Source organism: Stenotrophomonas sp. FR012, assembly GCF_047520565.2.
Taxonomy (GTDB): Bacteria; Pseudomonadota; Gammaproteobacteria; order Xanthomonadales; family Xanthomonadaceae; genus Stenotrophomonas; species Stenotrophomonas sepilia.
Window position 1 is genome coordinate 544,493 of record NZ_JAXBQL020000001.1, and the last position, 23,467, is coordinate 567,959.

At 66.4% G+C, this 23,467-nt stretch carries 18 protein-coding genes and 1 pseudogene; 12 read left to right on the top strand and 7 right to left on the bottom strand.

Features of this window, described 5'->3' with window-relative positions:
* The first annotated feature begins 184 nt into the window (after positions 1 to 184).
* Genes ACM0O9_RS02660 through ACM0O9_RS02685 form a run of 6 tightly spaced genes read left to right on the top strand, consistent with a single transcriptional unit; the run spans position 185 to position 8,896 of the window.
* Positions 185 to 1,789 (top strand): glucoamylase family protein, encoded by a 1,605-nt coding sequence (locus ACM0O9_RS02660; RefSeq protein ID WP_005417626.1) that lies wholly within the window; start codon positions 185 to 187, stop codon positions 1,787 to 1,789.
* Between the two features lie 4 nt (positions 1,790 to 1,793).
* Complete coding sequence (locus ACM0O9_RS02665; protein WP_329888854.1) at positions 1,794 to 3,134, top strand: sugar ABC transporter substrate-binding protein; 1,341 nt, start codon at positions 1,794 to 1,796, stop codon at positions 3,132 to 3,134.
* Complete coding sequence (locus tag ACM0O9_RS02670) at positions 3,131 to 4,012, top strand: carbohydrate ABC transporter permease (protein ID WP_005410323.1); 882 nt, start codon at positions 3,131 to 3,133, stop codon at positions 4,010 to 4,012. The genes ACM0O9_RS02665 and ACM0O9_RS02670 overlap by 4 nt, the downstream gene beginning before the upstream one ends.
* Positions 4,009 to 4,845, top strand: a complete 837-nt coding sequence (locus ACM0O9_RS02675; protein ID WP_005417620.1) for a carbohydrate ABC transporter permease — start codon at positions 4,009 to 4,011, stop codon at positions 4,843 to 4,845. Before ACM0O9_RS02670 ends, ACM0O9_RS02675 begins: the two co-directional genes overlap by 4 nt.
* Positions 4,842 to 8,009, top strand: a complete 3,168-nt coding sequence (locus tag ACM0O9_RS02680; protein WP_065178281.1) for a discoidin domain-containing protein — start codon at positions 4,842 to 4,844, stop codon at positions 8,007 to 8,009. The genes ACM0O9_RS02675 and ACM0O9_RS02680 overlap by 4 nt, the downstream gene beginning before the upstream one ends.
* Before the next feature lie 2 nt (positions 8,010 to 8,011).
* Positions 8,012 to 8,896: an endonuclease/exonuclease/phosphatase family protein gene (locus tag ACM0O9_RS02685; protein ID WP_065178282.1), complete on the top strand. Its 885-nt coding sequence runs from the start codon at positions 8,012 to 8,014 to the stop codon at positions 8,894 to 8,896.
* A gap of 165 nt (positions 8,897 to 9,061) precedes the next feature.
* Here the strand turns inward: ACM0O9_RS02685 and rne are convergent, their stop codons facing one another.
* Positions 9,062 to 12,349, bottom strand: a complete 3,288-nt coding sequence (gene rne / locus ACM0O9_RS02690; RefSeq protein ID WP_111200746.1) for a ribonuclease E — start codon at positions 12,347 to 12,349, stop codon at positions 9,062 to 9,064.
* Between the two features lie 408 nt (positions 12,350 to 12,757).
* Between rne and ACM0O9_RS02695 the strand changes: the two genes are divergently transcribed.
* Positions 12,758 to 13,732, top strand: coding sequence for an RluA family pseudouridine synthase (locus ACM0O9_RS02695; protein ID WP_031269982.1), 975 nt, complete (start codon positions 12,758 to 12,760; stop codon positions 13,730 to 13,732).
* Positions 13,733 to 14,079: 347 nt separating this feature from the next.
* Here the strand turns inward: ACM0O9_RS02695 and zupT are convergent, their stop codons facing one another.
* The 3 genes from zupT to ACM0O9_RS02710 form a co-directional block, all read right to left on the bottom strand.
* Entirely contained in the window at positions 14,080 to 14,889 is an 810-nt protein-coding gene (zupT, locus tag ACM0O9_RS02700; RefSeq protein ID WP_065186060.1) for a zinc transporter ZupT, read from the bottom strand.
* A 97-nt stretch (positions 14,890 to 14,986) separates the two neighbouring features.
* Entirely contained in the window at positions 14,987 to 15,403 is a 417-nt protein-coding gene (locus tag ACM0O9_RS02705; RefSeq protein WP_065178285.1) for an energy transducer TonB, read from the bottom strand.
* A complete protein-coding gene (locus ACM0O9_RS02710) occupies positions 15,400 to 15,750 on the bottom strand; it encodes a 4a-hydroxytetrahydrobiopterin dehydratase (protein WP_021203009.1) in 351 nt (116 codons plus the stop codon). The genes ACM0O9_RS02705 and ACM0O9_RS02710 overlap by 4 nt, the downstream gene beginning before the upstream one ends.
* Before the next feature lie 90 nt (positions 15,751 to 15,840).
* Here ACM0O9_RS02710 and ACM0O9_RS02715 point away from each other — a divergent pair, with 90 nt between their 5' ends.
* Positions 15,841 to 16,440: an NfuA family Fe-S biogenesis protein gene (locus tag ACM0O9_RS02715; protein ID WP_049417239.1), complete on the top strand. Its 600-nt coding sequence runs from the start codon at positions 15,841 to 15,843 to the stop codon at positions 16,438 to 16,440.
* A gap of 10 nt (positions 16,441 to 16,450) precedes the next feature.
* On the top strand, positions 16,451 to 18,208 hold the full coding sequence (locus ACM0O9_RS02720; protein ID WP_414603768.1) for a hypothetical protein: 1,758 nt from the start codon (positions 16,451 to 16,453) through the stop codon (positions 18,206 to 18,208).
* Between the two features lie 185 nt (positions 18,209 to 18,393).
* Here the strand turns inward: ACM0O9_RS02720 and ACM0O9_RS02725 are convergent, their stop codons facing one another.
* Entirely contained in the window at positions 18,394 to 18,807 is a 414-nt protein-coding gene (locus ACM0O9_RS02725) for a barstar family protein (protein WP_065196636.1), read from the bottom strand.
* Positions 18,807 to 19,259 carry a guanyl-specific ribonuclease gene (locus tag ACM0O9_RS02730; RefSeq protein WP_065178290.1) on the bottom strand — a complete coding sequence of 151 codons (453 nt, stop codon included), beginning with the start codon at positions 19,257 to 19,259 and terminating at the stop codon, positions 18,807 to 18,809. The genes ACM0O9_RS02725 and ACM0O9_RS02730 overlap by 1 nt, the downstream gene beginning before the upstream one ends.
* A gap of 219 nt (positions 19,260 to 19,478) precedes the next feature.
* Between ACM0O9_RS02730 and ACM0O9_RS02735 the strand changes: the two genes are divergently transcribed.
* Positions 19,479 to 20,090: a superoxide dismutase gene (locus ACM0O9_RS02735; RefSeq protein WP_005410310.1), complete on the top strand. Its 612-nt coding sequence runs from the start codon at positions 19,479 to 19,481 to the stop codon at positions 20,088 to 20,090.
* Between the two features lie 137 nt (positions 20,091 to 20,227).
* Here the strand turns inward: ACM0O9_RS02735 and ACM0O9_RS02740 are convergent.
* Positions 20,228 to 21,070, bottom strand: a pseudogene (locus ACM0O9_RS02740) (endonuclease/exonuclease/phosphatase family protein); the annotation flags it as partial.
* Between the two features lie 162 nt (positions 21,071 to 21,232).
* On the opposite strand from ACM0O9_RS02740, the gene ACM0O9_RS02745 reads away from it, so the two are divergent.
* Both ACM0O9_RS02745 and ACM0O9_RS02750 read left to right on the top strand, forming a co-directional pair.
* The gene (locus ACM0O9_RS02745; protein WP_065186063.1) at positions 21,233 to 22,798 is read left to right on the top strand and encodes a POT-type proton-dependent oligopeptide transporter; all 1,566 of its coding nucleotides are present in this window, start codon (positions 21,233 to 21,235) and stop codon (positions 22,796 to 22,798) included.
* 7 nt (positions 22,799 to 22,805) lie between these two features.
* Positions 22,806 to 23,429 carry a rhomboid family intramembrane serine protease gene (locus ACM0O9_RS02750; protein WP_005417591.1) on the top strand — a complete coding sequence of 208 codons (624 nt, stop codon included), beginning with the start codon at positions 22,806 to 22,808 and terminating at the stop codon, positions 23,427 to 23,429.
* Positions 23,430 to 23,467: the final 38 nt, after the last annotated feature.

Below are 23,467 nucleotides of genomic sequence, written 5' to 3' on the forward strand. Positions count from 1 at the left end.
GCAATGGACCGGCACGGGGCCGGCCATTGCCGACGCCGCTGCCGGGCAGGGGGCAGCGGCGTGGGCAATGATCGCGGTGTCAAACCACGTTTTTCGTGGTTTTTTAAGAGCGCATCTTGTAAACGATTTCAGATCATTGGACGGTATGCTTTCCCATCGATCAGACCACCGGAGGAACCGCGCCATGCAGGCACGCCATCTGTTGTCCGCGGCAGCGTTGAGCCTGGCCGTCGCCGCCTGCCAGCCGGCCCAGCAGGAGCCTGCCAAGCCGCGTCCGCCGGTGATCCTGATCGAGGCCGATGCACCGCCGCGGCCGATGAAGCCGGAGCTGCCGCCGCTGTTCGATGACATCGAGCGCCGCACCTTCCAGTTCTTCTGGGACACCACCAACGAGATCAATGGCCTGACCCCGGACCGCTATCCGTCGCGGCCGTTCGCAAGCATCGCGTCGGTGGGTTTCGCGCTGACCGCTTATCCCATCGGTATCGAGAACGGCTGGGTCAGCCGCAACCAGGCGATCGACCGGACCCTGACCACCCTGAAATTCTTCCGCGACGTGCCGATGGGCCCGCAGCGCACCGGCAAGGCGGGCTACAAGGGTTTCTACTATCACTTCCTGGACATGCAGGAAGGCCGTCGCTACGACAGCTGGGTCGAACTGTCCTCGGTGGATACCGCACTGCTGATGATGGGCGTGCTGTTCGCGCAGTCGTACTACGACGGTGACGATCCGCGCGAGAAGGAAATCCGCCAGATTGCCGATACCTTGTACAAGAAGGTCGACTGGCCGTGGCTGCAGCAGCGTGCACCGCTGATCTCGATGGGCTGGTTCCCCGAGAGCGGCTTCATCGACCACGACTGGATGGGCTACAACGAGGCGATGATGGTCTACATCCTCGCCCTGGGCTCGCCCACGCACCCGGTCAGCCCGGACGCGTGGACGGTGTGGACGCGCACCTATGACAACGACTGGGGTGTCTACCAGGGCCAGGAATACCTTTCCTTCGGCCCGCTGTTCGGCCACCAGTACAGCCACGTCTGGATCGATTTCCGCGATATCCAGGACGCGTACATGCGCGAGCGCGGCAGCACCTATTTCCTCAACAGCCGCTCGGCCGCGCTGGCCCAGCGCGAATACGCCATCGCCAACCCGATGCAGTGGAAGGACTATGGCGAGAACGTCTGGGGCCTGACCGCCAGTGATGGCCCGCAGAACACCACGCAGGAGTACCGCGGCGAACAGCGCCAGTTCCGCCATTACTCCTCGCGCGGCGCCGGCCTGCGCGAGAACTTCGATGACGGCACCATTGCCCCGACTGCGGCGATCGCCTCGGTGGTGTTCGCGCCCGAGCAGGTGATCCCGGCCACGCTGGAAATGCACAAGCGCTACGGCGACTACATCTATTCCAGCTACGGCTTCCTGGATTCGTTCAATCCCAGCTTCAACTATGACATCCCGATCAAGACCGGTCGCCTGGTGCCGGATCGCGGCTGGGTCGCCAGCGACTACATCGCCATCGACCAGGGGCCGATCCTGACCATGATCGCCAACTACCGCAACGACTTCGTCTGGGAAGTGATGAAGAAGAATCCGTACATCCGCAAGGGCCTGGAGCGGGCCGGATTCAGCGGCGGCTGGCTGGCGCCGGAAGGGTCGTTCCAGCCGCTGGAACTGCAGAAGGACGAAAAGGCCGCGGCAGCACGCGCGGTGGGTATCGCCGAATCACGCGCGGCTGCCGCGCAGGAACAGAAGAACAATGCCAACCGCACCACAGGCCAGGGCAAGTAACCCGATGCCGAACTGGATCGACCGCCTGCGCCGCTGGGCGCTGCCTGCCCTGGCCGCCCTGGCCGTGGCCGGCTGCGCCCGCACCGAACCGGGCACCACCACCGTGCGCTTCTGGGCGATGGGCCGCGAAGCCGAGGTGGTCAGCGAGCTGATCCACGAGTTCGAGGCCGAAAATCCCGGCATCAAGGTGGATGTGCAGAACATCCCGTGGACCGCCGCGCACGAAAAGCTGCTGACCGCGTTCGCTGCCGACGGACTGCCGGACGTGTGCCAGCTCGGCAATACCTGGGTGCCGGAGTTCGCCGAACTCGATGCATTGACCCCGCTGCAGCCGTTCGTGCAGCGCTCCACCGTGGTCGACCCGAAAGATTACTTCCAGGGCATCTGGGACACCAACGTGATCCACGGTGAGCTGGTCGGCGTGCCGTGGTACGTCGATACGCGCCTGATCTACTACCGCAAGGACCTGCTGGCCAAGGCCGGCTACGACCACCCGCCGCGCACGTGGCCGGAGTGGGAGGAGCAGATGGCGGCGATCAAGCGCATGCAGGGCCCGAACCGCTACGCGGTGCTGATGCCGATCAATGAGTTCGAGCAGCAGCTGTCGCTGGCCCTGCAGCAGCCCGATCCGCTGCTGCGCGACGACGATACCCGCGGCAATTTCGCCAGCCCGGGGTTCCGCCGCACGCTGTCCTTCTACGCCAACATGTTCGAGCAGGGCTGGGCGCCGAAGATGTCCGAGACACAGATCTCCAACGTCTGGGATGAATTCTTCCGCGGCTTCAACGTGTTCTACATCTCCGGTCCCTGGAACATCCGCGAGTTCAAGAAACTGCAGCCGAAGGAACTGGAAGGACAGTGGGGCACCGCTGCGCTGCCGGGGCCGGACGGTCCGGGCGCGGGCATCGCCGGTGGCACCAGCCTGGTGATCTTCCGCAAATCGCATCAGAAGGAGGCGTCCTGGAAGCTGATCGAATTCCTGTCGCGCCCGGAAATCCAGGCACGCTTCCATTCGATCATCGGCGATCTACCGCCGCGCCGCAGTGCCTGGAACGCGCCGTCGCTGGCCAACGATCCACTGGCCGCCGCGTTCCGTGATCAGCTGGAGCGGGTCAAGCCGACGCCGAAGGTGCTCGAATGGGAGCGCATCGTGCAGGAAATGCGCATTGTCACCGAGAAGGTCGTGCGTGGTGGCCTGCCGCAGGACAAGGCCGTGGCCGAACTGGACCAGCGCGTGGACAAGGTGCTGGCCAAGCGCCGCTGGATGCATGAACAACAACGCCTGCAGGAGCGCGCGCCGTCGCCGCGCTCGAGCAGCGCAGTGGCCGCCGGGAGCGCGCAATGAAACGTACTTCGCTGGCCGGCTGGATCTTCGCCGGCCCCTCGCTGATCGTGCTGGGCGTGTTCTTCGGCCTGCCGGTCGCCTCGGCGCTGGCGCTGAGCGTGACTGACTTCGACCTCTATGCACTGGCCGACAGCAGCAACCTGCGCTTCGTCGGCCTGGGGAACTACATCGACCTGCTGCAGACGCCGATGTTCTGGAAGTCGCTGTGGAACACCACCTACTTCGTGTTGATCGGCGTACCGTTGTCGATCGGCGTGTCGCTGGGCGCGGCCATGCTGCTCAACGCACCGGCCGCGCGCTTCAAGGCGCTGTTCCGTACGGCACTGTTCGCGCCGGTGGTGACCACGCTGGTGGCGGTGGCGGTGATCTGGCGCTACCTGTTCCATACCAGCTATGGCCTGGTGAACTACGGGCTGGGCCACCTGGGCATCAGTCCGATCGACTGGCTGGGTGATCCCAACTGGGCAATGCCGACCATCATGCTGTTCGCGGTGTGGAAGAACTTCGGTTACAACATGGTGATCTTCCTCGCCGGCCTGCAGGCGATCCCGCATGACCTGTACGAAGCCGCGCGCATCGACGGTGCTTCGCGCTGGAAGCAGTTCCTGCACATCACCCTGCCGATGCTCGGCCCGGTACTGCTGGTGGTCGGGGTGATCACCGTGTCCGGCTACTTCCAGCTGTTCGCCGAGCCGTACGTCATGACCCGCGGCGATCCACTGCAGAGCACCGTCAGCGTGCTGTATTTCATGTTCGAGGAAGGCTTCAAGTGGTGGAACCTGGGACGCGCATCGGCTGTAGCGTTCCTGCTGTTCCTGATCATCCTGGCGGTGACCACCGTGATGCTGCGTTTCGGCCGCAAGAGGCAGTTGGTATGAGTCGTGAAATCGGCCAGTCGCGCTGGTATCCGTGGATGATCAATGGTGCGCTGCTGGTGCTGGCCCTGGTCAGCCTTGCACCGCTGCTGTGGATGCTCTCGGTCTCGTTCATGCCGCAGGGTGAGGCCAGTCATTTCCCGCCGCCACTGCTGCCTTCGAGCATCACCACGCACAACTACCACGAGCTGTTCGCGCGCACCGGCATGGGCGGCAACTTCGCCAACAGCCTGCTGGTGTCGCTGGCTATCACGCTGGGTTCGCTGCTGCTCAACACCATGGCCGGCTACGCCTTCGCCAAGCTCAACTTCGTTGGCCGCGAACGCCTGTTCCAGGTGCTGATGGCAGCACTGGTGATTCCGGCGCAGGTGGCGATGCTGCCGCTGTTCCTGCTGATGAAGCAGCTGGGCCTGGTCAACAGCTTTGGCGGGGTGATCGTGCCGGCGCTGGCCAGCGTGTTCGGCATCTTCCTGGTGCGCCAGTACGCGCGTTCGATCCCGGACGAGCTGCTTGAAGCGGCGCGCATCGACGGCGCGGGGGAGTTGCGCATCTTCTTCCAGATCGTGCTGCCGATGCTCAAGCCGGTACTGGTGACCCTGGCGATCTTCACCTTCATGGGTGCATGGAACGATTTCATGTGGCCGCTGATCGTGTTGACCGACCAGGAGCACTACACTTTGCCGGTGGCGCTGGCCACCCTCTCGCGCGAGCACATCATGGACGTGGAAATGATGATGGCTGGCGCGGTCGTCACCGTGGTTCCGGTGCTGGCACTGTTCCTGGTGCTGCAGCGTTACTACATCCAAGGTCTGTTGCTGGGGAGCGTCAAGGGATGAAGCGAGCGATCGCCGTTGGACTGGGCCTGTTGTGGACTTCCCTGGCGATCGCCGCACCACCGGCACTGCCGGCGCCGAAGGTACTGGACGATTTCGACGACATCGGCGCCTGGAAGCTGGTGCTGTCCGACCAGGTCAGCGGTTCGCTGCGGCCGGTGAGCGGTGCCGGTGGCGGCCGCGCGCTGTGCCTGGACTACGATTTCCACAAGGTGTCGGGCTACGTCGGCATCCGCCGCGCGCTGGGCATCGAGTACCCGGCCAACTACCGCTTCGGCTTCCAGCTGCGGGGAGATTCGCCGGGCAACGACCTGCAGTTCAAGCTGATCGATGCCAGCGGCGATAATGTCTGGTGGGTCAATCACCCGGGCTACAGCTTCCCCAAGGCGTGGACGCCGGTCGAATACCGCCGTCGCCAGATCGACAAGGCGTGGGGGCCGTCGCCGGAGAAGGAGATGGCGCGCAGCGCTGCGGTCGAGTTCACGATCTACAGCAAGGTCGGCGGCCGCGGCACGGTGTGCTTCGACAAGCTGACCCTGCAGGGCCTGCCGCCACAGGATGATTCGGCGCTGGTGCCATCGGTGATCGCCGACACCGCCACCGCGCTGCAGGACCGGATGATTGACGGAAAGAGCGATACGTTCTGGATCAGTGGCGGGGTCAAGCAGCAGACCATCAGCCTGGACCTGCACAAGAGCCGCGAGATCGGCGGTGCGGTGATTGACTGGCTGCCGAACCTGGAAGCCAATCGCTACACCGTGCGTACGTCCGAGGATGGCCGGGACTGGCGCACCGTGCGCGAGGTGGCCGGCGGTGCGGGCGGCCGCGACTGGCTGGCGCTGCCGGATACCGACGCGCGCTACGTGCGCTTCGATCTGCACGATGGCCCGAACTGGCGCTATGGCATCCGTGACATCACGCTCAAGCCGCTGGCGTTCGCGGCCACGCCGAACGCATTCCTGTCCTCGGTGGCGGCCGACCTGCCGCGCGGCTCGCTGCCGCGCGCATATGTGGGCGAACAGCCGTACTGGACCCTGCTCGGCCTCGATGGCGGCCAGGAGCAGGCACTGATCAGCGAGGACGGTGCGCTGGAACCGGCCAAGGGCAGTTTCAGCATCGAGCCGTTCATCCGCGTGGACGGCAAGTTGCTGGACTGGTCGAAGGTGGCCATCACCCAGTCGCTGCAGGATCGCTACCTGCCCATCGCCAATGTCGACTGGGTGCATGAGAAGGCCGGCCTGGCGGTAACCAGCTTCGTGCAGGGCACGCCGGAGCGCGCGCAGCTGATCGGTCGCTACCGGTTGAGCAATCCGGACAAGGTGGCGCACGAGTACACCCTGGCGCTGGCGATCCGGCCGTGGCAGGTGAACCCGCCGACCCAGTTCCTCAACACCGTCGGCGGCTTCAGTCGCATCGATGCGCTGGATGTGGGCGAACAGCTGGTGCGCATCAACGGTGAGCCGCGCATCTATCCGTTGCAAGTGCCGGATGCGCGCTTCGCCAGCACGTTCGATGGCAAGCTCGACGCGATGCATCTGGCCTCCGGGAAATACCCGGCCAGCACGGCGGTGAAGGACAGCACCGGCATGGCGTCCGGTGCGCTGCTGTATACGATCAGGCTGGAGCCTGGCCAGAGCCGAGAAGTGGCGGTGGTGTTGCCACAGACCGGAGGCTGGGCGCCGCAGGCGCTGGATGTGGCCAAGGCGCAGGCGCAGGTCGCAGAGCAGTGGCGGCAGAAGCTGGGGGTGGTCTCGTTGCAGGTACCGGCTGCGGGCCAGGCACTGGTCGATACCCTGCGCACCGCCGTGGCGCATATGCTGATCTCGCGGGTCGGCCCGCGCCTGCAGCCGGGCACGCGCTCGTACGCGCGCAGCTGGATCCGCGATGGCGCGATGATTTCCGAGGGCCTGCTGCGCATGGGGCGCAGTGATGCGGTGCGTGATTACATCAACTGGTATGCGCCCTATCAGTTCGAGAATGGCAAGGTGCCGTGCTGTGTCGATGCACGTGGCAGCGATCCGGTGCCGGAGAACGACAGCCATGGCGAGCTGATCTACAGCATTGCCGAATATGGGCGCTATACCGGTGACAGCACCTTCGCCGAACTGATGTGGCCGCATGTGCAGGGCGCCTATAACTACATGGAGCAACTGCGCGCCAGCGAGCGCACGGACGAGAATCGGGCGCGCAATCCGGCGTTCTACGGGATGATGCCGGCCTCTATCAGCCATGAAGGCTATTCGGCCAAGCCGATGCATTCGTACTGGGACAATTTCTGGGCGTTGCGCGGCTACAAGGATGCGGCATCGCTGGCGGCCCAGCTGGGCAAGGTCGAAGCCATGCAGATTGCCGAATCGCGTGACCAGTTCCGTGATGACCTGCAGGCCTCACTGCTGTCGGCGATGCAGCAGCACAACATCGATTACCTGCCGGGCTCGGCCGAGCTGGGCGATTTCGATGCGACCTCGACCACCATCGCGCTGGCTCCGGGCGGTGAACAGGGGCGCCTTCCGCAGCAGGCGCTCGATGCCACCTTCGAGCGCTACTGGAAGGAGTTCGTGGCCCGTCGCGATGGCAAGCGCGAGTGGAAGGACTACACGCCCTACGAGTGGCGCAACGTGGCCGCCTTCGTCCGCCTCGGCTGGCGCGATCGCGCCTGGCAGGCGACTGAGTTCTTCTTCAAGGACCGTACGCCGCAGGCCTGGAACCAGTGGGCCGAAGTGGTCTCGCGCACGCCACGCAAGCCGTTCTTCGTCGGTGACCTGCCGCATGCCTGGGTGGCCTCGGACTTCGTGCGCTCGGCCCTGGACATGTTCGCCTACAGCCGTGACATGGACGATGCGCTGGTATTGGCCGCCGGCATTCCGACCGCCTGGCTGCAGGGCGAGGGCATCGCCGTGCAGGGCCTGCGCACGCCGCAGGGCCAGCTCAACTACCACCTGCAGCGCAGCGACAAGCAGCTGGTGCTGGAGGTGCAGCCGGGCCTGGTGCCACCGGTCGGTGGCGTGGTCTTGCCGTGGCCGTACGCCGGTGATCCGGGCGAGGCGACCATCAACGGCGAAGCGGCCGAATGGACCAACAGGGAACTGCACGTGCACCAGCTGCCGGCGCGGGTCGAGATCGATGTACCGGGCGCGGTGCGCCGCGCCGAGCGCAAGGGGCAGTAACGATGAAGCAGCAGGGGGCAAGGGTGCGCGCGGCCGTGCGTGCCCTGGGACTGGCCATTGCATTGGCATTGCCGGGTGCCGTGATGGCAGCCGTGCCAACCGCCGCGACGGCGGCTGACGTCGCCAGCGCGCCAGGCATGAGCATGGTGACCTTCAACCTGCATCACGACCGCGAGGACTGGCCGAGCCGCCGCCGCACCATCCTGGCCGAACTCAAGCGCCTGCAGCCGGATGCGGTTGCCCTGCAGGAGGTGATCCAACGCCGTAACGTGCGCAACCAGGCACAGTGGCTGGCCAGCCAGCTGGGCTACAGGTACATCTTCGTCTCCACCGATCCGGTGGGCGCGCCGAAACGTTACGGCAACGCGCTGCTGAGCCGGCGCCCGATCCTCGCCCAAGGTGAGCACCTGTTGCGGCCGCTGGACGATTATCGGACGGTCGCCCATCTGCGCATCGATGTGGACGGCAAGGCGGTCAACGTCTATGCCACCCACTTCAACGAGCGCAGCGACGAGAATGGCCAGCGCATCCGTCGCACCCAGGTCGAGGACCTGCTGCGCTTCATCGCCAGCACCTCGGCCGGCGCACCGGTGGTGATCGCGGGCGACTTCAACGCACTGGTCGATGCCAGTGACCTGAGCGAGCTGCGCAGCCATTACGGTGACAGCTACGGCAGCGTGCACGTCAACACCGACCTGGCCGGGGTCAGTACGCTGAACAGGCACTACTACCCGGTGGCCTCGCGGATCGACCACATCTTCTTCCAGCAGGACGCGATGGTTGCACGTGAGGCCAAGCTCCTGTTCGACCAGCCCGATGACAGCGGTCGCTGGGCCTCGGACCACTACGGCGTGTGGACCCGCCTGCAGTTCGCTCCGACGCGCTGATGTCCTGGTAGGTGCCACACTGGGTTGGCACGGACGTGTCCGCGTTCGCTCCAACAACGGCGCCGACCAGGGTTGGCCTCCCAGAGCGCTGCACGCGCCCAGCGCACAAACAGAAGCGGCGGGGATCATCGATCCCCGCCGCTTTTTCACGCGATCAAAGCGCGATCAGTTCGCCGGCGGCGTGCGCTTGGCGCCTTCTTCGCCTTCTTCGTCGGCCTTGGCTTCGGCCGCCTGGGCTGCCGCATCGGCGTGGCCATCGGCGACCGGATCGATCGACGGTGTCACCACTGCATTGGCAACCGGGGCCGCAGCTTCCACCGGTGCCGCTTCAACTGCCACCGGCGCGACCGGCTGTTCGGCGACCGGTGCGGTCTCGACGACCGGTTTGGCTTCAAATGCAGGAGCGGCTTCCGCCACCGGGGCAGCCTCAACGGCCAGCGGCTTGGCTTCGACCGCCGGAGCGGCTTCAGCGATCTCCGGCTTCGATTCCACGACCGCAGCAGCCTCGGCCTCGGCCACGGCCGACTTCACTTCGACCACCGCAGTGGCTTCAGCGACCGGGGCAGCCTCAACCACCACCGGCTTCGCTTCGACCGCCGGGGCTGCCGCTACCGCTGGCTGGGCCGGGGTTGCAGCGTCGATGGCATCAAGCATGCTGGTCTGCACCGGCGACGCCGCCGGTTCGGCCTTGGCGACGGCTTCGACCGGAGCCTGTACCTTCGCCACGACCGGTGCAGGAGCGTCGATCACGGCGCTGCTCACCACCGCGACCGGTGCGGCGACAGCAGCGGCGGCGGCGCGGACCGGCTTCTCGGCTTCGGCAGCGGTCGGTTCGGCTTCGTCATCGAATTCGAACTCCGGCTGCGAACGCGCCGGCTGTGCCGCGGCCACCGGAGTGGTCCCGGCAACGCTGTCGTTGCTCTGCCCGGCGACATCAGCGGCATCGGTGTCATCACCGTCGTCCGCGTCGTCCTGATCATCGCCCAGGCCATCGCTGCCGGCAGCGTTCTCGGCGCCACCACGACGGCGGCGACGGCCACCACGACGGCCACGGCGGCGGCGGGTTGCGCCTTCACCGGCCTGCTCGCCGTTGGCGTCGAGGGCAGCCTCTTCACCGGTCACGGCAATCGCCTCGGCCTCATTGGCGGCGTTGGCAGTGCTGTCGGCCGGTGCAGTGACTGCCGCCGGAGCGGAGGCAGCCGGTGCAACCGGCGCCACCGGCGCAGTGGCTTCCTGCGCGGTCACGACGTTGGCAGCGACGGCCGTAGCGGCTACGGCTGCCGCCACGGCCTCGGCCGGCAGCTCGGCGGCGCTGCGCTGCGGCTTTTCGGCCGGCTTGTCACCGTCCTGCTGCTGGCGCGGCTGCTTGGGCTGCTTCAGCTTCGGCTGGTTCTGGTTCTGGTTCTGGCCCTGCTGCTCGTTGCGCGGCTTGTGCTGCTGCTGCGGCTGCTGCTGGCCATCCTTCTGCTGCGGTTCTTTCTGCCTGCCCTGCTGTGGCTGCTGCTGGGCATTGCCGTTGTTGCCGTTGCGGCCGTCCTTGTTGCGCTGCTCACCACGGTCCTTGCGGTTGCCGCCATCCTTCTGCTGCTGCGCGTTACCGTTGCCACCGTTGCCACGGTTTTCGTCGCGACGGTCCTTGCGATCCTTGTTGCGATCCTTGTTGCGGTCCTTGCGACCACCGTCCTGCTGCTGGCGCGGAGCCGGGGCGGCCGGAGCCGGCGCTGGTGCCGGCTCGCCACCGAACACGCGCTTGAGCCAACCGATCACGCCGCCGCTCGAAGCCGGCGCCACTGGCGCTGCCACGACCGGAGCCGGAGCGGCTGCAGCCGGAGCCGCTTCCTCGCGCACCGGGGCGGGAGAGGTGTGCTTGACCTGGGTCACGGCCGGCGGCGGGATGTTCAGCTGGCCCTTGGTCAGGGCGTGCACCGGCAGCTTGCGCGGGGTGCCGCGCTGGTAGCTGGGCTTGCTGCTCTCTTCACCGAGCTCGTTCTCACGCAGGCGGGTGACGGCATAGTGCGGGGTGTGCAGCTGCTCGTCGGCGACGATCACGATCGGCGCTTCGTGGCGCTGCTCGATCTCGCGCAGGGCGCTGCGCTTCTCGTTCAACAGGTAGTTGGCGATCTCCACCGGCGCCTGGACCAGCACCTGCCCGGTGTTCTCCTTCATCGCGTGCTCTTCGGCGACGCGGATGATCGACAGCGACAGCGACTCGACGCTGCGCATGCGGCCGTGGCCGTCGCAACGCGGGCAGACGATCTGGCTGGATTCGCCCAGGCTCGGGCGCAGGCGCTGGCGGCTCATTTCCAGCAGGCCGAAGCGCGAGATGCGGCCGACCTGCACGCGGGCACGGTCGTACTTCAGCGCGTTGGCCAGGCGGTTCTCGACCTCGCGCTGGTGCTTGTTGGAAGCCATGTCGATGAAGTCGATCACCACCAGGCCGCCCAGGTCGCGCAGGCGCAGTTGGCGAGCCACTTCCTCGGCCGCTTCCAGGTTGGTCTGGAACGCGGTGTCCTCGATGTCGCTGCCCTTGGTGGCGCGCGAGGAGTTCACGTCGACTGCGGTCAGTGCTTCGGTCTGGTCGACCACGATCGAGCCACCCGACGGCAGGCGCACGTTGCGCTCGTAGGCACCTTCGATCTGCGACTCGATCTGGAAGCGGTTGAACAGCGGGATGTCGTCCTTGTAGTGCTTGAGCTTGCGCAGGGTCTGCGGCATCACCTGCTGCATGAACTCGCGGGCGTGCTCGTACATCTCCTCGGTGTCCACCAGGATCTCGCCGATGTCGGCGCGCAGGTAGTCACGCAGGGCGCGCACGATCAGGCGTGATTCCTGGTAGATCAGGAACGGGGCCGGCTTGCTCAGTGCGGCTTCGGCGATGGCGCGCCAGACGTTGAGCAGGTAGTCCAGGTCCCACTGCAGCTCTTCCGCATCGCGACCGACGCCGGCGGTGCGGATGATCACCCCCATGTCGTCGGGAATGTTCAGCTTGTCCAGGGCCTCCTTCAGCGCGGCACGGTCTTCGCCCTCGATGCGGCGGGACACACCGCCGGCGCTGGGCGAGTTCGGCATCAGCACCATGTAGCGGCCGGCCAGCGAGATGAACGTGGTCAGGGCGGCGCCCTTGTTGCCACGCTCTTCCTTGTCGACCTGGACAACGATCTCCTGGCCTTCCTTCAGCAGCTCGCGGATACCGGCCTTGTTGTGGTCGACACCGGCCTGGAAGTAGTCGCGGGAAATCTCCTTCAGCGGCAGGAAGCCATGGCGGCCACCGCCATACTCGACGAAGGCGGCTTCCAGCGAGGGCTCGATGCGGAAGATCCGGCCCTTGTAGATGTTGGACTTCTTCTGTTCCTTCGACGGCTGTTCGATGTCGATGTCATACAACGACTGGCCATCCACGATGGCAACACGCAGCTCTTCAGCCTGCGTGGCGTTGATCAGCATTCGCTTCATTGTTGCGTTCCTCGCAAGCGGCTACCGCGCGGAACGCCATGGGGTTTCGCCTCTGGACACGGCTCGCCGCCCATTCGCGCAAGCGCGGGGAGGGCGGCTTGGGTTTCCAGCGCTACGACACCACGGCAGGCCGCGGGAGCGCTTCACTCTTATGGGTTTTTGGGTGTTGCAGGGCCGCAGGCAGCTGTCAGCCAGGCTGGAGCGCCACGCGGGACATGTTCAGCACGGTTGCGTGTCAGGCATCCGGCGATGGCCGGGAAGGCCGGTGAGCCGCTAACATGGCCGCCCCGCGGGCGGTGGTCGCGCACTGTGCCGGATTCGTCGGAAGCTGGGCTTCTGGCCCTGAGTAACTTCCAACGAAATCAATCCCTTATCTCGCCCCCCGAGTGTAACAGAATAAACAGCCTGATGACCGCCCAAGACCCGACCAAACCCGCTGGCGACAAGCCTTCCGTGCGCATGATCACCGTTCCCGCCGACCGCGCCGGCCAGCGCCTGGACAACTTCCTGCTCGGCCAGCTGAAGGGAGCCCCGCGCAGTCTGGTGTACAAGCTGGTGCGCAGTGGGCAGGTTCGGGTGAACGGCGGCCGCGCCAAGGCCGAGCGCAAGCTGGAGGCGGGCGATGAGGTGCGTGTGCCGCCGGTCCGTCTCAGCGAGGAAGGAGACAAGGCCGGTCCGCCAGAGGCGTTCATGCGCCGCCTGGAGCAGGCCATCGTCTTCGAGGACGCCCGGCTGCTGGCCCTGAACAAGCCCTCCGGCGTGGCCAGCCACGGCGGCAGCGGCATCAGCTTCGGTGCCATCGAGACCCTGCGCGCCTTGCGCCCGGGACAGACACTGGAGCTGGTCCATCGGCTGGATCGCGACACCTCGGGCCTGCTGATCGTGGCCAAGAAGCGTTCGGCACTGAGCGAACTGCAGGCGCTGTTGCGTGAAGACCACGGCGCCGGCATCCGCAAGCGCTATCTGACCCTGCTGGCCGGCCGCATGCCGGACGGCGTGATGACCGTCGACGCGCCGCTGCACGTGGGCCTGCGCCAGGGCGGCGAGCGCCATGTACAGGTCAATGCGATCGGCAAGGAATCGATCAGTCACTTCCGGGTGCTGGAGCGCCGCGGCGGCCATTCGTACTGCGAGGTGCGCATCGAAACCGGCCGCACCCATCAGATCCGCGTGCATGCCCAGCATCTGGGCCATCCGGTGGCCGGTGACGACAAATACGGCGATCCTGCGGTCAACAAGCGGCTTCGTGAGCAGATCGGACTGAAGCGACTGTTTCTGCACGCGGCCTCGCTGGAGTTTGCACTGGACGACGGCAAGAGTCCGTATGTGCTGAACGCGCCGCTGGCCGATGAGCTGGTCGAGGCGCTGGACCGGCTGCGCTGACGGCGGTTCGGCGGCGCCGGGTGCTTGGTCGGCGCCGTCGCTTCCCTGCGGAGAGTGGGCTTGTCACTTTCTTTGCTCGTGCAAAGAAAGTAACCAAAGAAACACGCCGCCATCCGCGAGCCGGCGCCGCGCGCCGGTGCCCTGCGCTCCTCGGTCCGCCGAGGGACGGCGCGGAACTCGCTGCGCTCAGACACCCGCGCCTCTTCGCCCTCGCCGGACCTGCGGTGCTCGGCTCGCTACAAGGCGGACCCGGACATCCGCAGCGTAGGCCCATACCCGCCCGTGACCTCTCGATACTGTGGGACGTACCAGCCGCGAGGGGGCTCAGCCCGTTGGCTGCAAATCCCTCACCACTTGAACAGCACCAGGCTGATCGCCAGCGAGCCCATGCCCGCCACCAGCCCATAAACGGTCTCGTGGCCCTTCGCATAGCGCTTGGCGGCCGGCAACAGTTCATCCAGTGCCAGGAACACCATCACGCCGGCAATCAGCCCGAACACCCAGCCGAAGGTGGCGTGCGAAAGCGACCCGGACAGCAACCAGTAGCCGAGCGCCGCGCCCACCGGCTCGGCCAGACCCGACAGCAGGCTGGCGCTGAATGCATAGGCCTTGTTCTGGGTGGCGAAGTACACCGGCACCGCGATCGCGATGCCCTCGGGGATGTTGTGGATGGCAATCGCAAAGGCCAGTGGCATGCCCACCGACGGGCTTTCCAGCGTGGCGAAGAAGGTCGCCAGCCCTTCCGGGAAATTGTGCGCGGTGATCGCGACGGAAGTCAGCAGCGCGACCCGCTTCAGGTACTCGCGGCTGTTCTCGCGGAACGCAGGATCTTGCTTGTCCAGGCTGTCATGCGGGTTGGGAATGAAGTGGTCGATCAGCACGATCACGATCACGCCCAGCAGGAACGCCAGGGTGCCGTAGGTGAAACCGGTGCGTTCGCCATGGGCCAGTGCGAACGAAGCAATGGACTTGTTGAGGATTTCCGACAGCGACACATAGACCATCGCGCCGCCGGCGAAGGCCAGGCCGAAGGCCAGCAGGCGCGGGTTGGGGCGGCGCGAGAACAGCACCAGCAGGCTGCCGATCGCAGTGGCGAGGCCGGCCGCGAGGGTGACCGCCAGCGCAATCCAGATGTTTTCGGGGGGAATCTGCAGCATCTACCGACGCAGTCCTGGTCAACAGACAACCGCCCCGGACAGGGCCGGGGCGGCGAGGGCGAGGCGGGCGCCGGCTGGCCTCGTCGGGTGCGTGCGATCAGCCGCCGCGGCGCAGGCGCTCTTCAATGGCGAAGCACTGGTCCGGCTTCGGCTGCGGCGGGTTGAAGCTGACCGGCACCTGGATGGTGGCCGGCACCGCCTGGCCATTGCGTGTCGCGGCCTTGAACTGCCAGCCCTGCACGGCGGTTTTGGCCAGTTCGTCCAGCTGCGGGTTGCCCGCGCCAGTCAGCAGGGCGACCTCGCTCGGCTTGCCGTCGGTGCCGATGGTCACCTTGAACGTACTGGTGCCGCCCACGCCCATGCAGGCCAGTTCAAGCGGGTACTGCGGCGGCGGCGTCTTCACTGCTGCGACTTCGGTTGGCGGCGGCGGCGGTGGTGCCGGCGGTTCGGACGAGCCGCAGCCGGCCAGGCCGGCCGCAGCGATCAGGGACAGGCTCAGCAAGCGTACGTTCATGGCAGTTGCTCCGTCAGGGCCGAAGTCTTGGCCGCGCAGATGAAGTCGTTCTCGCTCAGACCGCCCACGTCATGGGTGGAAAAGCGCACGACCGCGCGGTCGTAGTGCACGCCCAGGTCCGGATGGTGGTCCTCGCGATGGGCAATCCAGGCCAGCGCGTTCACGAAGGCCATGGTGGCGTAGTAATCCTTGAAGCGGAAGGTGCGCGTCAGGGCCTGCCCGCCCTCGCTCAGCTCCCAGCCGGGAACCTGCGGCAGCAGTTCGGCCAGGCGGGCTTCGCCGAGCTTGTGGTCGCTGCCTTTGCGTGGCACGCAACGGGCCTGGGCCAGTGGAATCAGGTCGGCCATGGGAATCTCCACCTCGTGTTGACTGAACAATGCGCCGGACGGTGTATAAACCGAATGAGCGGCTGACGCTTACTTGGCTAGAATAGCCTGATGATCCAGATCTCCGACACTGCCCAGACCCATTTCCGCAAGCTGATCGAACGCGAGGGCGTGCCTGGCATGGGCGTGCGCCTGAGCGCGGTCGACCCCGGTACTCCGCGCGCCGATGCCCGGCTGGAGTTCGCCGAACCCACCGACCTGCTGGGCGACGAGTGGGCGGTGGACTGCGATGGCTTCACCCTCTATGTCGATGCTGGCAGCGTTGGCTGGCTCGACGGTGCCGAGATCGACATCGTCGCCGGCACCGCCGGTGCCCAGCAGTTGACCATCAAGGCGCCGCGCATCAAGGGTGAAGCGCCCGGTGATGCGGCCTCGCTGGTCGAGCGCGTGCACTGGGTGGTGGAGAACGAAGTCAATCCGCAGCTGGCCTCGCATGGCGGCAAGGTGGCCGTGCAGGAAGTCTCGGCCGACGGCGTGGTGCTGCTGCGCTTCGGTGGTGGCTGCCAGGGCTGCGGCATGGCCGACGTGACGCTCAAGCAGGGCATCGAAAAGACCCTGATGGGCCGTGTGCCGGGCGTGACCGCCGTGCGCGACGCGACCGACCACGACAGCGGCCACGCGCCGTACATCCCGCGCGACAACGTCGCCTGATCGCTGACGCGTGCCTCTGACCCGGGCCGAGCAACTCATCGATCTGCTGCTGGCCCGCCAGCAGCCCCGCGCCGTCCTTGAGAAGACCACGCGCCTGCCTTATGGCTGGGCGCTGTGGCTGCGCTCGCTGGGGCCGCTGCCGCGGCCGTTGCATGCCCGCGAAGTGATTGCGGTATTGCTGCCGCGTCCGCTGCCCGGCCGGCCAGGCCAATCGCCGCAGTTGTCACCGTGGCAGGCGTTGCGCCGTCTGTTCTGGCAGGACTGGGACGCTGCGCCGCGCGACCAGCGCTGGATGCGCTGGACCTCGGCGCTGATCAGCGCACTGCTGCACCTGCTGTTCTTCATGCTGCTGCTGTGGGTGGCGGTGATCCGCACCACTGCGCCAGACGAAGAGGGCGCCGAGGGCGAGCGCGTGCAGGTGGAGTTCGTCGGCCGCGCGACCCAGGAAGGCGGGGGCGATCAGCCCGGCGCCGAAGTCGCTGCGGCCGCTGCGGCAGGTCGGGTTGCGACGGGGCAGCAGGCGGACGCCGCCACAGCTCCTGCCCCGCGTCCGGCGGCTGCCGAAGCCGCCGCATCTTCCCCTGCATCCGCGCCGACCGCCGGTGTTCCTCCGCCGCCAGCCGAAGCCGAGCCGGCGCCGGTTGCCGCGCCGCCGCCTTCACCGGTCCAGGCCACCGAGGTGGCGCAGGCCAGCACGGATTTCGTGGTGCCGCCGGTCAGCGTGCCGCGAACCGAAGTCAGCGTCGTACCACGTGACAGCACGCCCGTTGTGCGCGAGCGCAGCGTGCAGCCGGTGCAGGCGCCGCCGACGCCAAGCCAGATGCGCAGCCCGGAACTGGCCGTGCGCACGCCGCAGGTGCGTGACATCCAGGTGCGCGAACGCGAAGTCAGCATCGTCGAAGCGCCCGTCGCGCCCAAACCGCTGCGCAGCCCTGAAATGCAGGTGCGCGTGCCACAGCAGGACGTGCAGGTGCGTGAACGTGAAGTGCAGGCCGTGGCCGATCCGCAGGTGCGGATGGCGGCGGTGGCCGGGCGTGAGCCCGCCGTACGCGCGCCCACCGGCCGTGATGTACAGGTGCGGGAGCGTGAAGTGGCCCCGGCACCGGCGGTGGCACCGGCATCCTCCAGTGGCAGTGCCACCGTGACGCCTGCGGCTGCGGCCCAAGGCCGCGCGGCGCAGACGAGCAGCAGCACGCGTCCGTCAGCCTCCAGCAGCACACCGGCAAACGCAGGAGCGCGCCCGGCCCCCGATCCCGGCAACTGGGCGACGGCCAAGGGCGATGACTGGGGATCTTCCAGCCGCCGCCGCGACGGCAGCAATGGCGGTGCCCGCCAGGCCAGTGCCACCGGCAGGGGCAATGGCCTGTTCAATGCCGATGGCAGCGTACGCGTGCCGGGCCAGGACGGCGACGGCCACGCCGAGCGAGGTGCGCCCGGTGGCGCCAACGACGGCTGGAGCAAGGAGCGCATCGCGCAATCGGGCACATGGCTGAAACGTCCGCCGTACGACTACACGCCGACGTCGTTCGACAAGTACTGGGTGCCACAGGAATCGCTGCTGGCCGAATGGGTGCGCAAGGGCGTCAAGGCGATGGAGATTCCACTGCCGGGCACCAACACGAGGATTTCCTGCGTCATTTCGATCCTGCAGGCCGGCGGTGGCTGTGGCCTGACCAACCCCAACATGCAGGACCAGCCGGCCGTGGCACGGCCGCCGCCGGACATTCCGTTCAAGAAAGAACTGCAGGAAGACAACGGCAGCCGCTAGCGGCTGCCGTTGTCCACGCATGTTCCCTTATCCCCGCGCCGTTGGCGCGCCCCCTTGAACAACAAGGGGGCTTTTCGCTGGACCCACAGCGGGATGTGGCGGTCGTGCTGGCGTGCTTTGGTAGATGCCAACCTTGGTTGGCACAGAAGCGCCGACCAAGGTCGGCCTCTACCCAGGCACTGACCTTACGTGCTCTGCGACAGGAACACCCAGAACGGCACATCGCGACCCACCCAATCGCGGCTGGCTTCATCCATCACGTCCAGCAGGGTGTCGAAGTCCTTCTGTGCGCCGGCACGCAGCGCATCCACGTCGGCCAGGAACAGCGCGTAGCCGTTGGCTGGCAGCCATTGCAGATCACGCAGGTTGTCCGACAGTGCATCCCAGTTGCCGCCGAAACCGGCCGGGAAATCCAGTTGCGCGGCGAGCCGGGCGAGCAGGGTGCGCTTGTCCGTCACGCCCTCCAGATCGATGCGGATCACCTTCAGGCTGGCATCGCGCATTGCTGCGGCCAGCGCGCCGATGTCATCGCTGTCGATGGCATAGACGCCGGCATTGTTGATGTCATGCAGGCCGAGGCCGAAATCATCGTGGCTCATCACTGCGCTCCCTGGGCCGGTACGGTGAAGCTGCGGAACGATTCGTAGTGGTCGTCGGTGTAGTACCACGCCTCCGGCGGATCGCCGCCGGTGACGATGCGGCGCGTGCCACGCGTGCGTGCACCGGGGGTGTCGACGGTGTACTCGCGGTAGTAGCCACGCGGACGTTGCGGCAATTGCTGTTCACGGTTGCCGAAGGTGGTGCCGTCCTGGCGGTGCGGGAATGGACCGCCTCGCTGGATCAGGGCAATGGTCTGGCGTGCTTCGGTGGGCAGGAACGCGGGCAGGCCGTTGTCCCGTCCGGGCGTGGCCGTGGCAGGCGCCCGTGCGGTCGGTGTTCCCTGCAGGTCCGGTGCGAACTGCGGCGTCGGCGGCCGCTGCAGGAAATGGTTGGCGACCAGGCCGAGCAGCAGCAGGGCGATGGCGGTGATCAGCAGCCGGGGGTTGCGCATGGGCAGGGGCGGGCGAGGGTGGTACATGCACTGTAGCGCCTGCGCGCTGCATGGCACATGAGGAGGGCGCCGCGTCACTGCTGCGTAACAATTGCCGTCGTGCTCACTGGCAGGACGCAATTTCCTTTACATCCCCCTTGGTAATCTGCGGGTCTGTCCCCATCATTCACGGCGCACCGCCCGACATCGTCGGGTGCCCTCGCAATCAGGAGATGCATCATGGCCTACACCCTGCCCAAGCTGTCCTACGCCTACGACGCGCTGGAGCCGCATATCGATGCGGCGACGATGGAAATCCATCACACCAAGCATCACCAGACCTACATCAACAACGTCAACGCGGCGCTGGAAGGCACCGAATACGCTGACCTGCCGGTCGAAGAGCTGGTGAAGAAGCTCAAGTCGCTGCCGGAGAACCTGCAGGGTCCGGTGCGCAACAACGGTGGTGGCCATGCCAACCACTCGCTGTTCTGGACCGTGATGGCCCCGAACGCGGGCGGCAACCCGGTGGGTGACGTGGCCAAGGCCATCGACAAGGACCTGGGCGGTTTCGACAAGTTCAAGGATGCCTTCACCAAGGCGGCGCTGACCCGTTTCGGCAGTGGCTGGGCATGGCTGAGCGTGACCCCGGACAAGAAGGTCGTGGTCGAGAGCACCGGCAACCAGGACAGCCCGCTGATGGAAGGCAACACGCCGATCCTCGGCCTGGACGTTTGGGAGCACGCGTACTACCTGAAGTACCAGAACCGCCGCCCGGAATACATCGGCGCGTTCTTCAACGTCATCGACTGGAATGAAGTCGAGCGCCGTTACCAGGAAGCGATCGCCTGATTGCGGTGATGGGATGAGTGGAAAGGCCGGGGGAGACCCCGGCCTTTCCTGTTGCAGGATTCATTCGGTAGCGCCGGCCGCTGGCCCGCAATCGTGTGGTCCCCGGGGAGCCGGCCGGCGGCCCGCACCACCAAATACGCAGTGGCCGTATCGTCCTGCAGGCGCAGGGTTGCCAACACGCCGAGGCGCAGTCCGGGCAGGTCGCCGTCGGCGGGCAGCAGGATCGGCTGCTGGCGGATGCCGCCGAAGTGCTTGACCTGGAACAGCACGTCCAAGCCGTGGCCACTGGCGCCGCCACCACTGGCTGCAGGCGGCTCGGCGCGGCCGCCGGGATTGCGCCGTGCCGGCTGGAAGCCGGGCGTGCTACGCACCAGCTCAACCGTGCTGGCCGAAAAGTCGCCCGCGATCAGGCTGGGCATGCCTTCGGCGGTGGCGCCGATCCAGGTCATCAGGTCGCTGGTCTGGTGTTGGCGGGCGGTGGCCTCGTCCGGGTCCGGGCGGAGCCGCGCCACATAGATGTTGACCAGCGCCTCGCCCAGCTTCAGCCGCATCATGCCGGCCGCACTGAAGGTGCCGGGAGGATGCAGCAGGGTCACGCCGTCCTCGCTCACCGGCAGCCGGGTCAGCATGGCGTTGCCATGGCGCAGTGGCTGGCTGGGTGGGTCGGCGGTGACGAAGTCGCAGCTGTAGCGCAGCCGGCTGGCCAGCCAGCAGGCCGGGTTGCGGCCTTGCTGCTGCAGCACCTGCTGCACCGAGATCACGTCCGGCTGCAGGTCGGTCAGCAGTTGTGCGACCTGCTCGCGGCGCTGCTTCCATTGCGCGTCATCGCGGCTGGGCAGCTCCAGCGCGGCTACCGTCAGCTGCCGAGGTTCGCTCTCACGGGCAACGGCGGCCGGCGCCTGTGGTCGTGCCTGCGCCTGCAATGCCAGCAACAGCGCAAGGCAGCTGAGCAGGAGGCGGGCGGGGGCGAGGGGGCGCATAACGATAAGTTTACGCTTTTGCCGTGCAGGTGCCGTGACTTCCGGCAGGGCCTGCACTGCCTGCCACGGATTGGCACCGTTGTCATGCAGCCCTGCAGCGTGCTTCGCAAGCCCCGGTTCCGGTAACCTTGCGCCTTTCGCTTTGCAGGAATGCCTTACAGGATGAGCCACGACGCAGTCGCCCCCATCGCCGGCCAAGGAAAGATGCCGCGCCAGATTCCGTACATCATCGGCAATGAGGCCTGCGAACGGTTCAGTTTCTACGGGATGCGCAACATCCTGGTGCAGTTCCTGATCACCTCGCTGCTGCTGCAGGAAATCACTGCGGAAGGCCGTGCCGGTGAAGCCAAGGACATCATGCACAGCTTCATGATCGGCGTGTATTTCTTCCCGCTGCTCGGTGGCTGGCTGGCCGACAGGTTCTTCGGCAAGTACCACACGATCCTCTGGTTCAGCCTGGTCTACTGCGCCGGCCACCTGTGCCTGGCGCTGTTCGAGAACAGCCGCGAGGGCTTCTTCCTTGGCCTGGGCCTGATCGCGCTGGGTGCCGGTGGCATCAAGCCGCTGGTGGCCTCGTTCATGGGCGACCAGTTCGACCAGAGCAACAAGCACCTGGCCAAGATCGTCTTCGACGCCTTCTACTGGATCATCAACTTCGGCTCGCTGTTCGCCTCGCTGCTGATCCCGCTGGCACTGAAGAACTGGGGGCCGCAGTGGGCGTTCGGTATCCCGGGCATCCTGATGTTCATTGCTACCTTCGTGTTCTGGCTGGGCCGCAAGCGCTACGTGCTGGTGCCGCTGCCGCCGAAGGATCCGCATTCGTTCGCCAACGTGGTGCGTACCGCGCTGACCACGCGCGTGGCCGGCCAGGGCCGTCCGGGCCTGGTGATCGCCGTGCTCGGCCTGGCGCTGGCGGCGGCCTCGTTCGGCCTGGTCGGCTCGCTGGGCATCGTGATCTGCCTGTGCCTGGCGCTGGTGTCGATCCTGGCGGGCATCGGTGGTGGCACCTGGCTGCAGCTCGATCGCGCCCGTGGCCAGCATCCGGCCGAAGCCGTGGAAGGCGTGCGCTCGGTGCTGCGCGTGCTGGTGATCTTCGCGCTGACCACGCCTTTCTTCTCGCTGTTCGACCAGAAGGCCTCGACCTGGGTCCTGCAGGGCCAGCAGATGCAGATGCCGAGCTGGTTCACCGCCTCGCAGATGCAGGCGCTGAACCCGCTGCTGGTGATGATCCTGATTCCGTTCAACAACCTGGTGCTGTACCCGGCCCTGCGCCGCTTCGGCTTCGAGCCGACCGCGCTGCGCCGCATGACCGCCGGCATCGCCTTCAGCGGCCTGGCCTGGATCGTGGTCGGCGGCATCCAGGTGGTGATGGACGGCGGCAACGCCATGTCGATCTTCTGGCAGATGCTGCCGTATGCGCTGCTGACCTTCGGTGAGGTGCTGGTCTCGGCCACCGGCCTGGAGTTCGCCTACAGCCAGGCGCCGCAGGCGATGAAGGGCGTAGTGATGAGCTTCTGGAACCTGACCACCACCATCGGCAACCTGTGGGTGCTGCTGTCGAACGCTGCCGTGCGCAACGATGCCGTGACCCACAGGATTGCCAGTACGGGCCTGAGCGAAGCGGCGTTCCTGATGTTCTTCTTCGCCGGTTTCGCCTTCGTCGCGGCGTTGGCCTTCGGTTGGTACGCGAAACGCTATCGTATGGTCGATAACTACCGTAGCGCCTGAGCCTGACATGACCCCCGTCAATCTGCTGTTGATCGCCATCACCGCCATCCTGTCGTGGATGGCCTTCAACAACCGCAAGCTGGCCGATCGCCTGATCCTGTGGCCGCCGGCCGTCGATCGCCATCGCCAGTACGACCGGCTGGTGACCTATGGTTTCATCCACGCCGACTGGTCGCACCTGATCTTCAACATGATCACCCTGTTCTTCTTCGGGGGATTCATCGAGAGTGTGATGGTGCAGCTGACCGGCAGCTACCTGACCTACCCGGCGTTCTACATCGGCGCGCTGCTGGTCTCGATCCTGCCCAGCTACCTGAAGAACCAGAAGAATCCGAACTACCTCAGCCTTGGGGCATCCGGTGCGGTGTCGGCGGTGCTGTTCGCCTTCATCCTGATCAAGCCGTGGTCGATCATCCTGGTGTTCTTCATCCCGGCACCGGCGATCATCTATGCCGCGTTCTACGTCGGCTACAGCATCTGGATGGACAAGCGCGGCGGCGACCGCATCAACCACAGCGCGCACCTGGCAGGTGCGGCGTTCGGCGTGATCTTCATGCTGGCCATGCAGCCGAGCATCTTCAACCACTTCCTGCGCGAGCTCTCCAACCCGACCTTCCGCCTGGGCGGCTGAAGCGTGCCGGGGTCGGATCCTGTGGATCCGGCCCCGGC

Coding starts and splice junctions, on each gene's coding strand:
- ACM0O9_RS02660 (WP_005417626.1), top strand. CDS start 185: ATGCAGGCACGCCATCTGTTGTCCGCGGCAGCGTTGAGCCTGGCCGTC.
- ACM0O9_RS02665 (WP_329888854.1), top strand. CDS start 1,794: ATGCCGAACTGGATCGACCGCCTGCGCCGCTGGGCGCTGCCTGCCCTG.
- ACM0O9_RS02670 (WP_005410323.1), top strand. CDS start 3,131: ATGAAACGTACTTCGCTGGCCGGCTGGATCTTCGCCGGCCCCTCGCTG.
- ACM0O9_RS02675 (WP_005417620.1), top strand. CDS start 4,009: ATGAGTCGTGAAATCGGCCAGTCGCGCTGGTATCCGTGGATGATCAAT.
- ACM0O9_RS02680 (WP_065178281.1), top strand. CDS start 4,842: ATGAAGCGAGCGATCGCCGTTGGACTGGGCCTGTTGTGGACTTCCCTG.
- ACM0O9_RS02685 (WP_065178282.1), top strand. CDS start 8,012: ATGAAGCAGCAGGGGGCAAGGGTGCGCGCGGCCGTGCGTGCCCTGGGA.
- rne (WP_111200746.1), bottom strand. CDS start 12,349: ATGAAGCGAATGCTGATCAACGCCACGCAGGCTGAAGAGCTGCGTGTT.
- ACM0O9_RS02695 (WP_031269982.1), top strand. CDS start 12,758: ATGACCGCCCAAGACCCGACCAAACCCGCTGGCGACAAGCCTTCCGTG.
- zupT (WP_065186060.1), bottom strand. CDS start 14,889: ATGCTGCAGATTCCCCCCGAAAACATCTGGATTGCGCTGGCGGTCACC.
- ACM0O9_RS02705 (WP_065178285.1), bottom strand. CDS start 15,403: ATGAACGTACGCTTGCTGAGCCTGTCCCTGATCGCTGCGGCCGGCCTG.
- ACM0O9_RS02710 (WP_021203009.1), bottom strand. CDS start 15,750: ATGGCCGACCTGATTCCACTGGCCCAGGCCCGTTGCGTGCCACGCAAA.
- ACM0O9_RS02715 (WP_049417239.1), top strand. CDS start 15,841: ATGATCCAGATCTCCGACACTGCCCAGACCCATTTCCGCAAGCTGATC.
- ACM0O9_RS02725 (WP_065196636.1), bottom strand. CDS start 18,807: ATGAGCCACGATGATTTCGGCCTCGGCCTGCATGACATCAACAATGCC.
- ACM0O9_RS02730 (WP_065178290.1), bottom strand. CDS start 19,259: ATGCGCAACCCCCGGCTGCTGATCACCGCCATCGCCCTGCTGCTGCTC.
- ACM0O9_RS02735 (WP_005410310.1), top strand. CDS start 19,479: ATGGCCTACACCCTGCCCAAGCTGTCCTACGCCTACGACGCGCTGGAG.
- ACM0O9_RS02745 (WP_065186063.1), top strand. CDS start 21,233: ATGAGCCACGACGCAGTCGCCCCCATCGCCGGCCAAGGAAAGATGCCG.
- ACM0O9_RS02750 (WP_005417591.1), top strand. CDS start 22,806: ATGACCCCCGTCAATCTGCTGTTGATCGCCATCACCGCCATCCTGTCG.